At 36.3% G+C, this 16405-nt stretch carries 17 protein-coding genes; 8 read left to right on the top strand and 9 right to left on the bottom strand.

The genetic code is table 11. The features are described 5' to 3' along the window. Positions 1-187 precede the first annotated feature (187 nt). The gene (locus ACOZBY_RS10175) at positions 188-577 is read left to right on the top strand and encodes a hypothetical protein (RefSeq protein WP_012294664.1); all 390 of its coding nucleotides are present in this window, start codon (positions 188-190) and stop codon (positions 575-577) included. A gap of 536 nt (positions 578-1113) precedes the next feature. Here ACOZBY_RS10175 and ACOZBY_RS10170 read toward each other — a convergent pair. From ACOZBY_RS10170 to ACOZBY_RS10145, 6 genes are all read right to left on the bottom strand, one after another. Next, complete coding sequence (locus ACOZBY_RS10170) at positions 1114-1827, bottom strand: ABC transporter ATP-binding protein (protein ID WP_422762208.1); 714 nt, start codon at positions 1825-1827, stop codon at positions 1114-1116. Continuing rightward, a complete protein-coding gene (locus tag ACOZBY_RS10165) occupies positions 1828-2949 on the bottom strand; it encodes an ABC transporter permease (RefSeq protein ID WP_422762206.1) in 1122 nt (373 codons plus the stop codon). It lies immediately after the preceding gene. A 156-nt stretch (positions 2950-3105) separates the two neighbouring features. Further along, positions 3106-3624: a PadR family transcriptional regulator gene (locus tag ACOZBY_RS10160; protein ID WP_036161815.1), complete on the bottom strand. Its 519-nt coding sequence runs from the start codon at positions 3622-3624 to the stop codon at positions 3106-3108. A gap of 739 nt (positions 3625-4363) precedes the next feature. Then, positions 4364-5023: a hypothetical protein gene (locus ACOZBY_RS10155; RefSeq protein WP_422762204.1), complete on the bottom strand. Its 660-nt coding sequence runs from the start codon at positions 5021-5023 to the stop codon at positions 4364-4366. 46 nt (positions 5024-5069) lie between these two features. Further along, positions 5070-5543, bottom strand: a complete 474-nt coding sequence (locus ACOZBY_RS10150; protein ID WP_012294669.1) for a GNAT family N-acetyltransferase — start codon at positions 5541-5543, stop codon at positions 5070-5072. 188 nt (positions 5544-5731) lie between these two features. Beyond that, positions 5732-7207 (bottom strand): methyl-accepting chemotaxis protein, encoded by a 1476-nt coding sequence (locus ACOZBY_RS10145; RefSeq protein WP_036161818.1) that lies wholly within the window; start codon positions 7205-7207, stop codon positions 5732-5734. A 136-nt stretch (positions 7208-7343) separates the two neighbouring features. Between ACOZBY_RS10145 and ACOZBY_RS10140 the strand changes: the two genes are divergently transcribed. Continuing rightward, positions 7344-8306, top strand: coding sequence for an MBL fold metallo-hydrolase (locus ACOZBY_RS10140; RefSeq protein ID WP_012294671.1), 963 nt, complete (start codon positions 7344-7346; stop codon positions 8304-8306). 51 nt (positions 8307-8357) lie between these two features. Here the strand turns inward: ACOZBY_RS10140 and ACOZBY_RS10135 are convergent, their stop codons facing one another. Then, positions 8358-10175, bottom strand: coding sequence for a DNA ligase D (locus ACOZBY_RS10135; RefSeq protein ID WP_325881512.1), 1818 nt, complete (start codon positions 10173-10175; stop codon positions 8358-8360). Between the two features lie 107 nt (positions 10176-10282). On the opposite strand from ACOZBY_RS10135, the gene ACOZBY_RS10130 reads away from it, so the two are divergent. Next, on the top strand, positions 10283-11104 hold the full coding sequence (locus tag ACOZBY_RS10130; protein WP_422762202.1) for a Ku protein: 822 nt from the start codon (positions 10283-10285) through the stop codon (positions 11102-11104). 17 nt (positions 11105-11121) lie between these two features. Here the strand turns inward: ACOZBY_RS10130 and ACOZBY_RS10125 are convergent, their stop codons facing one another. Beyond that, the gene (locus ACOZBY_RS10125; RefSeq protein ID WP_031417217.1) at positions 11122-11667 is read right to left on the bottom strand and encodes an AAA family ATPase; all 546 of its coding nucleotides are present in this window, start codon (positions 11665-11667) and stop codon (positions 11122-11124) included. Positions 11668-11987: 320 nt separating this feature from the next. Between ACOZBY_RS10125 and ACOZBY_RS10120 the strand changes: the two genes are divergently transcribed. Beyond that, a complete protein-coding gene (locus tag ACOZBY_RS10120; protein ID WP_036161823.1) occupies positions 11988-12329 on the top strand; it encodes a hypothetical protein in 342 nt (113 codons plus the stop codon). Positions 12330-12493: 164 nt separating this feature from the next. Beyond that, on the top strand, positions 12494-12865 hold the full coding sequence (locus ACOZBY_RS10115) for a hypothetical protein (protein ID WP_036166393.1): 372 nt from the start codon (positions 12494-12496) through the stop codon (positions 12863-12865). A gap of 135 nt (positions 12866-13000) precedes the next feature. Here ACOZBY_RS10115 and ACOZBY_RS10110 read toward each other — a convergent pair whose 3' ends face one another. Further along, positions 13001-13531, bottom strand: a complete 531-nt coding sequence (locus ACOZBY_RS10110; protein ID WP_422762510.1) for a dihydrofolate reductase family protein — start codon at positions 13529-13531, stop codon at positions 13001-13003. A gap of 101 nt (positions 13532-13632) precedes the next feature. Between ACOZBY_RS10110 and ACOZBY_RS10105 the strand changes: the two genes are divergently transcribed. From ACOZBY_RS10105 to ACOZBY_RS10095, 3 genes are all read left to right on the top strand, one after another. Beyond that, complete coding sequence (locus ACOZBY_RS10105) at positions 13633-14577, top strand: helix-turn-helix transcriptional regulator (RefSeq protein WP_197149563.1); 945 nt, start codon at positions 13633-13635, stop codon at positions 14575-14577. A gap of 89 nt (positions 14578-14666) precedes the next feature. Further along, positions 14667-15710 (top strand): DUF418 domain-containing protein, encoded by a 1044-nt coding sequence (locus ACOZBY_RS10100; RefSeq protein ID WP_200990375.1) that lies wholly within the window; start codon positions 14667-14669, stop codon positions 15708-15710. A gap of 229 nt (positions 15711-15939) precedes the next feature. Beyond that, positions 15940-16185: a hypothetical protein gene (locus ACOZBY_RS10095; RefSeq protein WP_012294680.1), complete on the top strand. Its 246-nt coding sequence runs from the start codon at positions 15940-15942 to the stop codon at positions 16183-16185. The last annotated feature ends 220 nt before the right edge of the window (positions 16186-16405 follow it).

Genomic DNA, 16405 nt, shown 5'->3' with positions numbered 1-16405 from the left:
TTTCGTTCTATAGAATTATATTGTCACGATTGAAAATAACAATGTATATGGTTCAACGTATGCTTCTGTAGTAAAAGCAACTCTTAGTAATATTTCTATTTATAATTTTTCACTCTACCTTCCTTATAGTCCAAAGAATCTTATTCCATACGAATAACCTATTTATAGGAATGGAGGTGAAAATAAAATGGCATCATTTGAAATTGGAGCAAGAAGTCTTTTCAACTTTCGGAACGAGCGCTTTTTTCTAATAGTTGAAGATGAAATTACAGTTCCAGATAAAGGTGTGGAGATTGACCCAGTAAATATCTATGAGATTGACCGACAAACTTTCAGATTTATTAGAGAAGAAGGAGATACACCTGTAGTTGTACCCGTTTTAAAGCTTCCACCTGTACCACCTGGGTTTGACTTAGAACGAAAATGTATTTTTTCGGTGGATAATTCCTACTTCGTCATCTATGATTTAGAAAATGGCACTGATAACCATGTTCTATTAAGAATCAGTGCAGCCCTATTTAACTCGTTAAGAAATTCTGGTGTTCGTGAATGTATTCCTCAAAATTTCATTCATTAAGCAAAAGGAATCAGTTAATGATTACAAGTCCAAGTTAAAACTGATGCTTTTTAAATAGAAAAACTTAGTAAATTTCACACATCAAATGTATATACATTAAAAGGATAGAAGAGCTTAAATAAAATTCGCTCTATCTATCCTCTTTTTACTACAAATGACCCTATTTATTACAACAATAAAATGAATCTAATGTTTTCTTACTCCACAATCGGTCGTTGGAGTAAATATTGTATAGCATTATGCAATTTAAACATTACTATTAGTAAATGAATTTATTTAAAGCTCTTTCTAGATTTATTACTTTTTATTTTACTAGTGCGCAAATAAAAGTAATTATGCAATTGGCCCTAAAGCCGAAGCAACCTCTGAAAAAATAATTTCACTTCCCAAAATTGGAGATTCCTGTTCCGTGTTATTTGACCCTGCATGGGTTTCTTTAAAAGCAGCGCCATTTTTGCAGCAAAACCTAATTTCGTTTTAATTCTGTTTGTTACAATGATCATTGATTAGTCCTCCTAAATTTTCTATAAACATTTCTATCCTTTAGTAGAGGTAATTTTCAAGTTTTTAAAAGATTCATCATGTTTAAGTTTGCCATCTTCCATTCGATACACTTTATCGCAGTATTCAAGCATTCGTTCGTCATGGGTAACCATAATTGCTGCTTTGTTTCTTGTTTTTGCTTGTATAGCTATGAGTTGAACCACTTCATGAGCTCTTTTTGAATCCAGACTAGCTGTTGGCTCATCTGCCAGAATAATAGACGGGCTGTTTATAAATGCGCGGGCAATTGCCGTACGTTGGCGTTCTCCTCCAGATAACTGTTCTGGCAACTTATTCAGTTGTTCTGTTAAACCCAGACTTTGCAATAACTCCTTTGCATACTCCTTATCCTGTTTTAAAAGTTTCCCTGACATTCTTTTTACTACAAGTAATTGTTCAAGAACAGTTAAATAAGGCACAAGATTGCTAGTTTGTAGGATAAATCCTATTTCATCCAGCCGCAATTGAGCTAAGTTCTTTTGGTTTAACTGATTAAGGCTTTTGCCGTTAAGAATAACTTCACCTTCAGATGATTGGAGTAAGGCGCCTGCAATGGCAAGAAAGGTACTTTTACCCGAACCTGATGGACCAATAACAGCTATAAACTCACCTTGTTCCACAGTTAGGGATATATTATCAAGGGCAAGAACTTGATTTCCCCCCTGTTGATACAGTTTGGAGACATTTTTTAATTGTATACCTGACATTTATTCCATCCTCCCAATCGCTTGAAGTGGGTCTATTTTTGTAATTTTCCTAACTGAAACTAATGAACTTAAAATAGAAATGACAAGTAAGAACAGGGCATAAAGGACAACTAACTTAAGGTCAAGTGAAAATGGCATTTCATCAGGAAGAATAAGGGCTGTCCCATAGGTTAACAAGATTCCTGCTGCAATACTAATGAATGATAATAGAAATACTTGGGATACAATAGCTTTCCCGAGGAAACGATTGCTGGCGCCGATGGCCTTCAATATGCCAAACTGATTTGATTTTTGCAAGGTAAGTACGTAGAAGAATACCCCCAGTACAAATGCCGAAATGGCCAAAAGGAAAGCAAGCATCATCATAATTGTGCCATTCTCTTCTTTATAACCGGGCATTCCCTGTATGGCTTTGGCCTTAGTTACTGTTTCAGTATTTTTGAAGACCTGATTTAGTTTCTCGGAGTCAATTTCCTCCCCTTGCAGCATAATTGCGTTTACAGGTTTTTCAATCCCTTTATCAGAACCAGGTGCTGCAAATTGAATGGAGCGCCATTTATCTAAGGTAGTAAAAATTGCAGGTAAATGATTGTATGTTTCATTTTTTACAAACCCGACAATTTTCAACTCTTCTAATGATCCTTCTATTTTCAACGTATCACCAATTTTAAATCCCTTTTTCTTTAAAGTATCATTCGCGATTACTTCCAAAGACTGATTTGCATCGAGGGGCTTTCCTTCTTCTACAGTAGGTTCCAGAAAACTACCTGGATTGATTCCTAGAATGGCAATATCTACTTTTTCATTTTTATTCGAACTCGAATTATTTGTTACTGTTCCCATAGTGGCACCCATTGCTGATACCGCTGAAACATGAGGTTGGATTTCTAGTTTCCCTGTTAATGTTTCACTTAATAACGATCGGCTCATAGAGGCTCTTGATCCCTCTTCAAAGGTTACATAATCGGTATCCATATTTTTAAAGGTTGCTGCACTAAGAGTAGACAGGCCGTTACCTAATCCTGATAGTATGAATACTAGCCAAGCAATTAGAATAGTTATAACGCCAATCATCAGAAAGCGTAATTTACCATACTTTAATTCTTTCATAGCAAGAAACAATGTACGACACTCCTTTATCATTAATATATAGTCACGTTTGACTAATTGAATTCTAATAGTTTCTTGTTGATTAGTCAAGCGTGACTATATAATTTTATTTTTGACTCAAATAAAAAAAGGAACCCTCTTTGGTTCCTTTTTTTGTGGATATACTATTTAATCCGAATGATTAAAATTTTGAATAGTTTTTTCAAGAAAGACTATTTCTGCTTCTAGCATAATAATTTTATGTTCGACCGCTAGATTAACACCGGTACGTATCCCATGTGCCGGCGTTTCCTTAAATACATCTATGCGTTTTTTGTTTTTCTTTAATCGTTCTTGCAAGGCCGGGATTGCTTGATCCATAGGAAGGAAATCAATAAACATTAACCCAATATCTCCTTGATAATTAACACTTTCTGCAGAGGATAGATTATCCAATAATAATTGATAAAAATACGTTCGGCCGCTTTCATTTATAGAGTACACTTTTCGGGTAGGTCTATTTCCTTCTTGCACTAATTGAATATCTATATAACCCTTTTGATTTAGTCTATCCAGAGTAGCATAAGCGGTTGGCTTTTTCATATCTGTAACTGTACTTAAGTTTCTTTCGATAAATTCATTAATTTGATATCCATGTTGACTTTGTCCCATTAATAACCCAAGCAGAATTAGTGAGCGATGTTCCACAGAAATCCTCCTTTCTTTCAGCATTCTTTATATATTCTCTCTTAAATTCTATCTGTAGTCAATTGAGTGTTAATTTCGTGCTTGATCCGTTAATGGTGCTATAAAGAAAGGGAACTTTTATTATCTAGAAAAATAACATCTATATTTGGTGCCATTCGTAGATAGCAAACTATAAAAAATGAGATGTTAAAATGAAATTGTTACTTTGGATATCAGTTGGTTTAATCGTAGCTGGACTTTTTGTCCTTATGTCAATGAAAAAAAGCATAGAGGAAAGAAGGAAAAGAGACATCCACTAAATCCGTTGTTTGGTGGATAATAGGGGCCGAGGTGTGGGATTAATAAGTATGTTATTAACTTGTGGTGTTTTTCTGTTTATGTAAAAATGGATGCATTGTAGATAGGTCGAGAATAAATAATTCATTTTGGTGACAGTCCCTAATTAAGACAACGAGCCCGATTGTTTAATAAACGTCGCTGTTCTTCTTCAATTAGCGAGGTGCTTTCGTAGAGGAAGAGACAGTAAACGTTGTCTCCTTTTACTACTTAAATGCTATTTTGATATACTTGCTAGTGCATGAAAAAATATGTATACTATCAACCGCTGATTTTCTACAAATGCAGCTCCTAAATCTTTAGGATGCCTTTTACACCTGTTACAATGGCAATGGTATATCCCTTTTCTTGCTACAAAGGCTAGGCATTTGAATATGAGCGCTCGAAGCACACATCTCCTTATTCATTTATGGTACGCAAACATTTTATTTTGTATTTCAATATAGAATTGCTGTATATCAAATTGATGCTGCTTTATAACATCCTCGGCTACTTGTCGAACTTCCTTTTGAATTACATCATCCTTCTCTTCTGTTAAATTGATGATGATGTGGACATGTTCTGATGTCATCGTGTGGTCGATACTGAAGACACCAACATGTTGTGCAGTCATCGTTTCAAATAAATGAGCCATAACATCATTATAGCTAAGCCTGGTCGAGTCAGTGGCTACAGGATCATAAAGATTTTTAATTGTTATTTGAAACGATATCGGGTTTAAATCATTTTTTTGAATACAATCAAGTATCGTTTCCTCTATTTTTTGTTTGGACAGCTGATTGATTGTTTCAGGTATAGACACAAGGAGCTCCATTTTCCCATTTGGCAGGACAGCATAGTCTAATTGAAAGCTATAAGATTCTTTTTGCAGGGCTATGACAATATCACTAATAAGAAATAGATAATGTTGCATATAACCTAATAGTTCATCGTTGCTAGGTTGCGATAGAGACGCATTTGATTTCTCAGCATTTTGAATAGGCGTATGGGAAAAAAAGAAAAAGACGACACTAACAATGATGGAAATAAGAAACCATAAGGTAAATAGTTTTTGGATAAACATCTATAGCCCCCTTATTGGGGACTATATGCAAGGTCATTCAAGGAAATTACGATAGAATTTTATAAAATAACACACGGTCTTGATTTTCGCCGCTATAATCACTATGGATAGACATATTATCCATCACCTTGTCACCCTTCTCCATTCTAAATCCCAAATTTTTGTGAAAGGCAATGGATACTTCATTTATAGGGGATGTAACACACTTAACGATATTACGGTGATACTGTTTCACCACATGAAAGAATACATCATATAACCTTTTTGCAATATTCTGTTTTCTATAATCAGGGTGAACCCCTACAAAATGAATGAACGCTTCATTTGTGTTGGATTGTGATAAAAAACCGACAAGAAAACCAATGATCTCGCCATCCTTTTCCATGATGAGGCTTGTGTTCGTAAAGTGATCGAAAAATAATTTAGGCAGTTTATCTGACATATTCCTTCCGCCCCACCACTCATTAATTACTGGCAATAAAGTATAATAATCTGCACTCTGTAAGCTACGAATGTTCATGGTATCCTTCCTCCCTTTCAACTTCACCTTTTAACTGGACATCGTTATGTAGGTCAAGCTACCGATGCATATGACTTTAATTTGTCCTTCGGATATCTCAGATGACTAACAACACTATACCCTCCATCTAAGATGTTTAATCATACTGTTATTTTAACCTACCAGTTATTTCAATTTCAATCTCTCCTTCAAATCTTTGCCATAACCAATGATTTTAATGTATCGCTTAAAGTCTGAATACGATTTGTCGTATCCGTCATCTTCACTAAGAGCTTATTTTCGTCCTCCACTGAATGCACTATATCACCTGTTGATGATGCATTTTGCTCTGTCATTTTATTCAGCTTTTCAATTTGAGATTGGATTGCCTCAAATTGTAAGATGGCACTGCTTAATTCGTGCATCCCCCTTGTCAAGTCTGTATTCGTTTGCGTAAATGATTCCTTTAAACTATTAAAGAAATAACTGACATCCTGTAAAAGCTGTTCCCCGTGCTGTAATGCTTTTTCACCATCATCAGAACGTTGATGAGCCTCCGTCGCTTTCTCAAACAACGTTTTCGTCACATTCGTAATACTGACCGTAATGGCAGCACTTTCCTCCGCTAGCTTTCGTACCTCTTCCGCTACAATAGCAAATCCCTTACCATGTTCCCCCGCCCTAGCAGCTTCAATGGCTGCATTTAGTGCTAATAAATTTGTCTGCTGCGCAATATGTGTGATCCCCTGTAGCAAGCTATCCACCGTTTGCAAACTGAATTGAAGCTCGTTGACGGTTTCTCCGGTTGAGCTCATGGCATGACTCATCACGCTCATTTGAGCCATCGCGTCCTGCATTTTAGCCCATCCTGCCAAAACCTCTTGCTGAAGTTCAGTAGATTTCTCCACTGTGTCCTTTGAAATCGTCAACGTTTCATTTACAAAATGAACAGAATCACTCATAGTGACATGAATCATTTGCAAACTAGAAGCCTCTTGCTGAATACTGGCAGAAATATCCTCAGTGGCTAATAATATTTGTTTACTAGAGCCAGAAATACTTTGCATGGTTTGCTGGAATTGCGTCACATGTTCGTCCAAAGCCTGACTGCTTTTCTCGATTTCCTGAAATGTATTTTGTAATTGATTGAAAGAAGCTTGGACTTCATTTTGCTGAATTTCAGCATGTTTAATAAGCTCATTCCCCCATTTAGCAAGTAAATAAAAAGCAATAATGACACCGTTCATAATCGCTAGAAGCGTGATGAAAACAATGATGTCATCAAAGGGCCCTAATAAAGATGAAGAATTGACCAAATATAAAATGATAAAGCTAATGTTAGTTAGCAACCCAAAAAACACAATTAATTCCTTTTTAAAATAAAGCGCGATAATGGCAATGGTGCACAGCAAAATATAATGTTTATTCAATGAAAAACTATCTAGCAAAAATAATGTAAACACTATACTTGATGGAATAAGACCAAAGATAAACCCTTTTACATAAGCTTTTATCGGCAAAAAATAATTGCATATAGCTAAGGCGATAACGGCTAGTCCGACAAATAAAAATAGTATTCCTTTTGATATAATCATAGGTCCACAAATTAGAATGGCTAAAATCGATATTATTGCCAAATTAACTCGGTGCACTTTCCTTGTATCATAACGAATTTTGTTCTCCATAATGATCCCCCTAAAAAATGAATGGACATTCAGTTTGATTTTCTATTATTATATAGTATAACTACTACTTTTTGTAGCTAAAAATTGACTTTTAGAGCATATACTTCACATTATTGAAATTAAAGGGGGAATTCTTTTGAGCAGAGTCCAACAAATCGCCGCAAATTTTTATTGTATTGATACGCATGATCTAAATAGAGAGCAACGAACAAGCTCCTATCTATTAATTGATGAAAAAATAACCTTAATTGAAACGTCTGCTAGTCCATCCGTTCCATACATTATGGAAGGATTAAAGGAATTAAATATCGCTTTAGAGGATATTCACTACGTCATTGTGACACATATTCATTTAGACCATGCCGGTGGTGCAGGCTTATTTTTACAGAGCTGCCCTCATGCTAAATTAGTTGTTCATCCTAGAGGGTCGGCCCATATGATCGATCCGGGCAGACTCATTTCCAGCGCTAAAGGCGTTTATGGGACCGAATTTGACCGCCTTTTTCATCCGATTGTGCCGATCGATGCAGCCCGAATTATAGAAGTAAGTCATGAACAACAACTCCATTTAGGACAACATCATTTAACGTTTTATCATACAGAGGGCCATGCAAAACATCATGTTTCTATGCTTTATTCCGCTACTAACGGTCTTTTTGTTGGGGATACAACAGGTGTACGTTACCCAGAAATGGACGGTGAAGCAATTGATCTAATCATACCTTCCACTTCCCCAAATCAATACAATCCTGAAACGATGGAGCATTCCATTCAATTGTACGAAAAGCTACAGGCAAGCGAATTATATTTTGGCCATTATGGAGCTTATAAAAACCCAGCAGAGGCCTATCGTCAAGTACGTTATTGGACACCTCTTTTTTTAGAAGAAGGCCGTAAAGCACAAGGAGCATCCAGCCAGCTCCAGGAACAAATTCGCGATTTAGATGCTCGATTAAAGGAGCTGTTATTTAGCTACTTACAAGCAAATGGTCTATCACCCGACCACCCTGTCTATCAAACCATTCCATTCGATACGATTGTGTCAGCGATGGGAATATTGGATTATTTAGAAAAAGTGAAAGCACAGGTTACACTTTAATCATAAAAAGGGTCAAGAAGTAGCTTACAATACTTCTTGACCTGATGAGCATTATTCATTTATACGATCTAAAACTGCTTGAAAGTCCTGTTGTTCCCCTACTTCTCGAAAGTATTTAAAGGGATTGCTTATTTTCTTCATTCGCTCCATAACAGCAGGAATCGAAAAATAATAGGGCTTTAAATCGTCATTAACCTCTTCCCAATGGAGTGGCGTTGCGACTAAGCCTAATTCATTTCCACGAGTGGAATAAGGGGCAATTATCGTCTTACCTTCAGCATGCTGCACATAATCTAAATATAATTTATTATGGCGATTTTTTTTTAATCGCTCGATTGTATATAAATGTGGCTTTTGTTGGCATAAAAAACGACAAGCAAATTCAGTAAAAACGCGAACCTCCTCATAGGTAAATTTATTTGCTGGTAACGGGATATAGAGCTGTAACCCTTTCCCGCCTGAAGTTTTGACAAATGATTGTAGCTGAAAATAATCAATAATTCCTTTTAAATCTAGTGCCCCTGCAATCGCCAAAGAAAAATGGTCCGTTGAAGGGGGATCTAAATCGAAGACAATCTCTGTCGGATTCATAGTTTGTCGTGTTTGAAATGGAATATGCCACTCTAATGCTAATTGATTGCCCAGCCATAACAATGTTTCAAGATTATTACAGACCATATAATCAATCTCATCCATCATCGCTGTGCCTACAAAATCAGGTAATTTATCTGGTCTACTTTTTTGATAAAAGCTTTCCCCAGGAACACCATGTGGATAGCGTATTAAAGTTAATGGGCGATCTTGAAGAAATGGCAATAAATAGGACGAAACACTTTGTAAGTACGATAAATAATGATCCTTTGTTACACCTATTTCTGGCCATACAGGTTTATCAGGATGTGTTATAGGAACTGTTTCAGGAATAGGAAACAGCTGTCGCTGCATATGCTGCCATTGGCAAATATCTGGTGTTAATTCCAATCGAAAGGCATGAAATTTTGGTTCTCGGAGCTTACTACCATCAAAATCTATGCAGGCAATATCAACACAAATAGAAGGCTCTAACTCCCACAATTCTTTCTTACGTTGCCCCTGAGCCTGAAAAAAGGCAACGAGTGTTTGATGCTCTTCCTCCTTCATGCCATGTTTAAATGTAACAACCTCTCGTAAATTTCCTCCGTCATAAATGGAACCTTGGAAATAGCCATTACTATGATCATATTGCGTCACAATGACTGTCACATAACGCCAGTTTTTAATTTTCAACCAATGGCTTGAGCGTGTGTTATCCAGCCATTTACTAGTTTTCTTCTTGGCAACCATGCCCTCCCCATTGTAGACCTTAATCGCCTGCCATAAAATATTACTTTCCTCCTTAGCCTGCACAATTTGTATGGCCTTTCCATCTTGATCATCTACATTGGGAAGCTTTACCTTTGCTGCTAGCTTTGCCAATTGCTCTTTACGAGTTTTTAAATAACGGTTGCTAAACGATTCCCCTTTGATCATTAACATATCAAACACGAGAAGCCTCATGGGGAAGGCTTGAGCATGCTTTGCAATGACATCTTGATTTTGCATTCTCCCTCTTTGCTGGACAACAGAAAATTCACTTTTATATGGATTGCTTAAATACACAAGCTCCCCATCAAAAATGAGTGGTAAAAATGCTTTCACTGAAGCATGTATTTGGTGACAATAATCTATAATTTCAGGAAACGAATGATTTAAATTGCGCCCGTTCCTACTAATAAGTATCGGTTGCTCATCCCATATTAAGAGGCATCGAAAGCCATCATATTTCGTTTCATAAAGCCAGTCATCCCCTATTGGAATTTCATTTGCTTCCGTTAAAAGCATTGGTTTCATGTCACAATACCTACCTTGCTTTTTATCTACAGTGTTTGATGATTTCGATTTACAATACATAAAATACTGCAAAAAATATCATAGTAAGAAAAAGAGGTGACATTTGTATGCATACAGTATGGAAAGGAAGCATTTCCTTTGGACTTGTCAATATCCCAGTAAAGCTTCATGCCGCTACGGAAAATAAAGATATTAAACTGCGACAGCTTCATAAGGAATGCCATACACCGATTAGCTATAAAAAGGTTTGCGAGGGGTGCAATCAAGAAGTAAAAGATGAGGAAATTGTAAAAGCTTATGAATATACAAAAAATAAATTTGTCGTACTGGATCAAGCGGATTTAGAAAACTTACGGAAAGAAAATGAAGATAAAGCCGTAGAAATTATTGATTTTGTACAATTGACGGAAATCGATCCGATTTATTTTGAACGCACCTATTTCCTATCCCCTGATTCTACTGGTGCTAAAGCCTATTCATTATTGCGTAAAACATTAGAGCAATCTGGCAAAATTGGCATTGCTAAAATCATTATTCGTTCAAAAGAACAGCTTGCTGTTGTGCGAGTGTATCAAAATGCACTCGTGATGGAGACCATTCATTATCCTGATGAGGTGAGGAGTGTCGGGGATGTCCCGAATATTCCAAGTGAGCAGGACGTTGTACCAAAGGAGTTAGAGACAGCTCTGATGCTGGTCGACCAATTAACGACCACATTTAACCCAGAGAAATATACAGACGATTATCGGAATGCATTGCTGGACTTAATCGAAGAGAAAAAAGCAACCAATACGGTAGCTACGAACGATCAACAACGACCAGTTCCCGATAATGTCACAGATTTAATGACTGCGCTACAGGCATCCTTAGATAAAACGAAAAAGCCTACTACAAGAAAGCGTACAACACGCACAAAGAAAAATGCCTAAAAATGAAGCGTATCCACTCATCGGGATACGCTTTTTATTGATTGAAACTGACGAAAATAATTGTCTACATCCTTTTGGTGCTGAACTAATAATACTTTATCTAATAGATCTTCCCTTTTTGTAAAAAATTGTGGCTTCCCCACCTCTTCAAAACGTTTATTCCATCGAAACATTTTAAAAAAAATCGAAAAAGTTGGCTGATAATGGGCTTTTTCGATTCCTATTTTTTGTTTGACGAACCTCTTTATAATCCGAGCAGTACGAATTTTATAAGGCGTATCTAGAAAGATAATACAATCCGCTTGCTGAAAGCTTTGTGCCACCCATTCCTCCTGATGGATTCCTTCAATAATCCACCCGTCTGTTTGGATAATACATTGTAGATATTCCTGTCTCTCTTGCTCCGTCCTTCTAATATCCCCCGATTGGTTACGAATCCAAACTACATTGTCTAATTCATGAAAAGAAAGCTGGAGCATTTTGGATAATGAACGTGCTAATGTTGTTTTCCCACTACCAACAGAGCCAATAATATGTATTTTTCGCGGAAGTTCCAATGACATTGTAGTATCCCCTTCTGTATCCTTGTAGAAATGTCCATTTATTATACAATAAAATAGGAGGACCATACATGAACCCACCCAATATCCAAAACCATTTACAAACCTATTATAATCCATCTGATTATGAATCTCAGGTATGAAACAACACAAATGAACGCTAAGTTTAATCTGTAATATCTCTTATCATTCACTTCAAATTGTCTCCTTTTATCCAAATGGAAAGAACATTCCTTACTGAATATACTAAATTTTTAAAATAATAACTTTTATAACCAACACTTGTTTAAAAATGTTAATCTATTATAAAAAAGGGTGATCATTTGTCAAAAAACTCCTATAAATATTTAAAATATATAGCGTTATTTATTCTCATAATTCAAGCCCTATATTTAGGAATTCCAGATTCTGTTGAGCCTGTGTTGGTTTATGAGTACATTCTATTTTTCGGATTCGCTTATTTATTTGCTATTCTTCAAGATTTTTTTAATCCAAGTGAAAAAACTGCTATATTATTACGTGTAGCCCTTATCATCAGTTCAATTATCATGGCTATTACATCCATCTATTATAAAGAAATGTTCACGATTATTTTTTCTATAATAATGACCATTGGGATAAGTTTCTCATTACATTTAGCAATCAAACATAAGCAAAAGGATTAAATACTCTTTGCTTGTTTTTCTAAACCAATGGTACGAATATGTTGTTTTTGTTAAGTAATTAATATTGTTGCCAATTCAAAACGGATTGTACTGTTTGCTGTTCAGGTCTTTTAAAAAGGATTTGCAACCAAACTAACACCTAAATTTTAATAAAAGGTGAGACAATGAGAGAAAATTTAATTTCTAATCTATTACTTTTATTTGGCACGTTTGTTTTACTAGGGGCCTTCGCTTATCGGTTATTGATTACTTCTGATATACCCGTTTCATATGCAATTGATGAAGCCCTGATTCTACATGTACTCCTATTTAGTTCCACATTGTTATTTGTGTATGGCTCAATTATTGGCTCTCAAAATGCCATTCGCTACACTCTAATAGCTGTATTAACGCTATTTACGATGCTGAACATCTTTCTTTTCGATACCGATGCTGAATATTTTGGCGCTTCTTATGCTCAAATAGCCATAGCATTTATCATGCACCCATTATTAGTTATATTAGTGAATATTTTTATGCAATTAAAAACAAGATGAACCGATTGAGGCTGGTCTTGTTAACATAACAGATACAGAGTCAAGCAAGTTCTTTTTCATAATAAGCAACTTATTATTCCATGAAAAAAAGGATAGATTTTCTTCATCTATCCTTTCCTTTTAATCCGTACTACCTTACTCTTCTTTTCTCACCTGATAATGCATTTGGACCATTTGACCGTATCGCTTTGTCTCGAGTAGCTTTAAATCTTCAAATGGACGCGGTTGTTTAAATAATGGAATACCTGCCCCTAATAAATGCGGGGTAATGGTGATAATCCATTCATCAACCAACTGCTCCTGTAAAAAAGCATCCAATATATGAGCTCCACCGACCATCCAAATTTTTGCGCCTGGTTGTTGTTTTAATTTCTTAGTGAACGCCACCACATCCCCTTGGACAAATTCCACATGCTCATCTTTCCCTGTTTGAGATTGGGTGAACACATAACATTTCTTATCAGGATAAGGGAATGTATCGAGATGCTCTTTGACATAATCATATGTTCGTTTCCCCATAATAATCGTATCGATGGTTTGATACATATCAGCATAGCCATTATCCCCTTCCCCCTCTGTTTCTTCCAGCCATTGTAAGTCATCATTTTCTTTAGCTATAAACCCATCTAAACTTATTCCGATAAATACCACTATTTCTCGTGACATCATGTCAGCTCCTCTTCTTTTGAAAATCTTTCGTACAATGTATATACTAAACATAAAACATGACAACTATTGACATGATTAATTAAAAAAGGTGAAAGAATATGTCCAAGGCTAAACGATTAATTGATATTTTGTTATTTGTCAGCGCTAAAAAGCAATTTACAGCCCAGGAAATTGCCGATGCCTTCAACATTTCTGTAAGAACAGTGCATCGTTACCTGTTAGATTTAAGTGATATGGGGCTGCCAATTTACGCAGAGCAAGGAAGAAATGGTGGATATACAGTGCTTTCAAGTGCCATTCTTCCCCCTATTTTATTTACAGAGGAAGAAGCGGTTGCTATTTTCTTTGCGTTCCAATCTCTGCAATATTATCGTGATTTACCATTTAATACGGAAATGAAGTCTGTTTCACAAAAACTATATGAATCGTTACAGAAAGAGGCGCAAAAAAAGGTAGATAGTCTGCAATCCTATATTGCCTTTTGGAATCCTAAACGCGCTATTTCTACACCTCTTTTATCAGACGTATTAGAAGCGGTTATTAACCATTTACAATTAGACATTCAATATGAATCAAAATCAGGCATCACCACTAAGCATGTCCATCCTATTGGCGTGTATGCGCATGATGGCTTGTGGTATATGCCTGCTATTCATTTACAAACAGAGAAAATCCTTCTATTTCGAGTTGATCGCATTCATTCAATGAATAAAAGCGATAAAGGCTATGAGACATCTGTTCATTTACAGCAATGGCTAGAGAGTCCCCATGAACCTCAGCAGCCAATACGCTTGTATGTCGAATTAACAAGAGAAGGTGTACGACAATGCGGAAGTGAGCCAAATTTCGAGAAGGTGGTGGTTGGTCATAGTGATGGAACTGGCTATATCAATACAATGATTGACCAAGGAGAGATTCACTTTATTAGCTCCTTTTTTTATCGCTTAGGTCCGGATGCGATTGTCAAAGAACCACCTGAATTAATTCAGCTTTTGCGTCAACATGCTCATGCTATATTAGCGACATACCCTATAGAAAGCTAATTCCAAATATGACGATTTTGTAAGATTCACGTAACATTCTTCGTTACTAATTTTTAGGAAACGACCTTATACTTGGTTGTAAGGAGGAGATGACGTTGCAACCAACCGACAACAACAAACGTATTGATACTTTAGATTATTTAAGAGGGTTTGCCTTACTTGGCATTATTTTAGTGAATATCCCTGCATTGATGTGGATTGCACCACCACAAATAGCTAGTGATATTGCCTATAGTCGATTTCTCACGCTTTTTATAGAGGGTAAATTTTTTATTATTTTTTCTTTTTTATTTGGCATAGGATTTTATCTTTTTCTTTCGCGTGCAATGGCTAGAAATGATAGAGCCTATGTATTATTTAGTCGCAGACTTTTAATATTATTATTAATGGGGCTTATCCATTTCTATTTTCAACCAGGAGAAGCATTAACTGTCTATGCCATTTTTGGTTTTTTAGCCTTACCTTTTTATAAAGTACGGAAAGAAATCAATTTAATAGTTGGGATCATTCTATTAGCCCTGTCAGCTTATTTTGGGATAAAGATCCTCATGCCTTTCCCACTAATTTTGCTAGGTTTAACTGCTGGACAATACCGTCTATTTGAAAACATCTCCGTACATCGAAAAAAAATCATGCTAGTGACGATTGTAATGTTCTGTGTTAGCATAGTTAGCTGGCTTTATCAGTGGCACTATGTCCCTACAGCCAATGTTAATATCAATCATTTATCCAAAATTCAACTGGAAGAGCATATTACTAATATGGAGCAATTTGCGTTAATTGGACTACAGTTTAGCCCATTTGTTTCCGCTTTTTACATGGGGGTTATTATCCTATGTTTACAAAGTGTATTATTCCAACGACTATTATCACCATTAAAGGCGTATGGACGCATGGCCCTAACAAATTATTTAGGGCAAACTGCACTCATTTTAATAATCGGTCATACATTTCAACTAATTGGGCAAATTCGATTCCTCGAGTCACTATGGATTTGTCTAGGTATTTACGTTTTACAATTAATCTTCAGTAAGCTATGGTTACACTATTTCCGCTTCGGACCACTGGAGTGGCTGTGGCGAATGGGGACCTATTGGACAGTCCCTCCCCTTAGAAAAAGAAAAGATTTTTAGCCAAGGATATATACCTATCAGCATAAAGCAAAACGTCATATATTGGTAATGTACCCTACTCGCTTTCCATCTTTGCTCATATCTTCAGGAAGATACACATCCCCATTTTTTTTGGTCACTTATTGAAAAATAAGTGACCTTTTTTGGCTGCTAGTCACCATGGTTCTGCACCTGTCTCTTACAGCATGCATACTATACATATAATACCCTTTTTTGCAGGGAGGATTTTATGAAAAATAACAAAGGCTATCGGAATAGTGAAGGCGCTGAGTCAGTGAGTCAAGCTGCTAAGCTGGCTGTTATTGCGGGAGCCATCACAACACTTGGTGACGCACTAGCGACCATTGCAGCAGGTCTTGCCTTGGAAGATGAGTTACAAGAGAACCAAGGTAAAAATAATGATATTGATAAACTGCAAAAGCAAATTGACGATTTAAATTATGAAATGAAGCAATTAAAAAGAATGCTTCGGTAAAAAACGACAATATTCAAAGGATATTGTCATCTCAGACTGTAGACAAACTCAAAAAATTTGAGAGTTTGCTTACAGTCTTTTTTCTTTTACAATGAAATAAAGTAAAGCTGTTGATTTCCACTACGGGCGGACGCTTTCCGCGGGCGGGGTCGAGCTGCTTCCCTCGCTTCGCTCAGTCCAGGATCTCGACTTTCCCGCTTTTCCCGCAGGAGTCGCCGCC

It is taken from the genome of Lysinibacillus sp. NPDC056220, assembly GCF_049315265.1.
GTDB classification, from domain to species: domain Bacteria; phylum Bacillota; class Bacilli; order Bacillales_A; family Planococcaceae; genus Lysinibacillus; species Lysinibacillus pinottii.
This window is presented reverse-complemented; position numbering and strand designations above follow the sequence as displayed.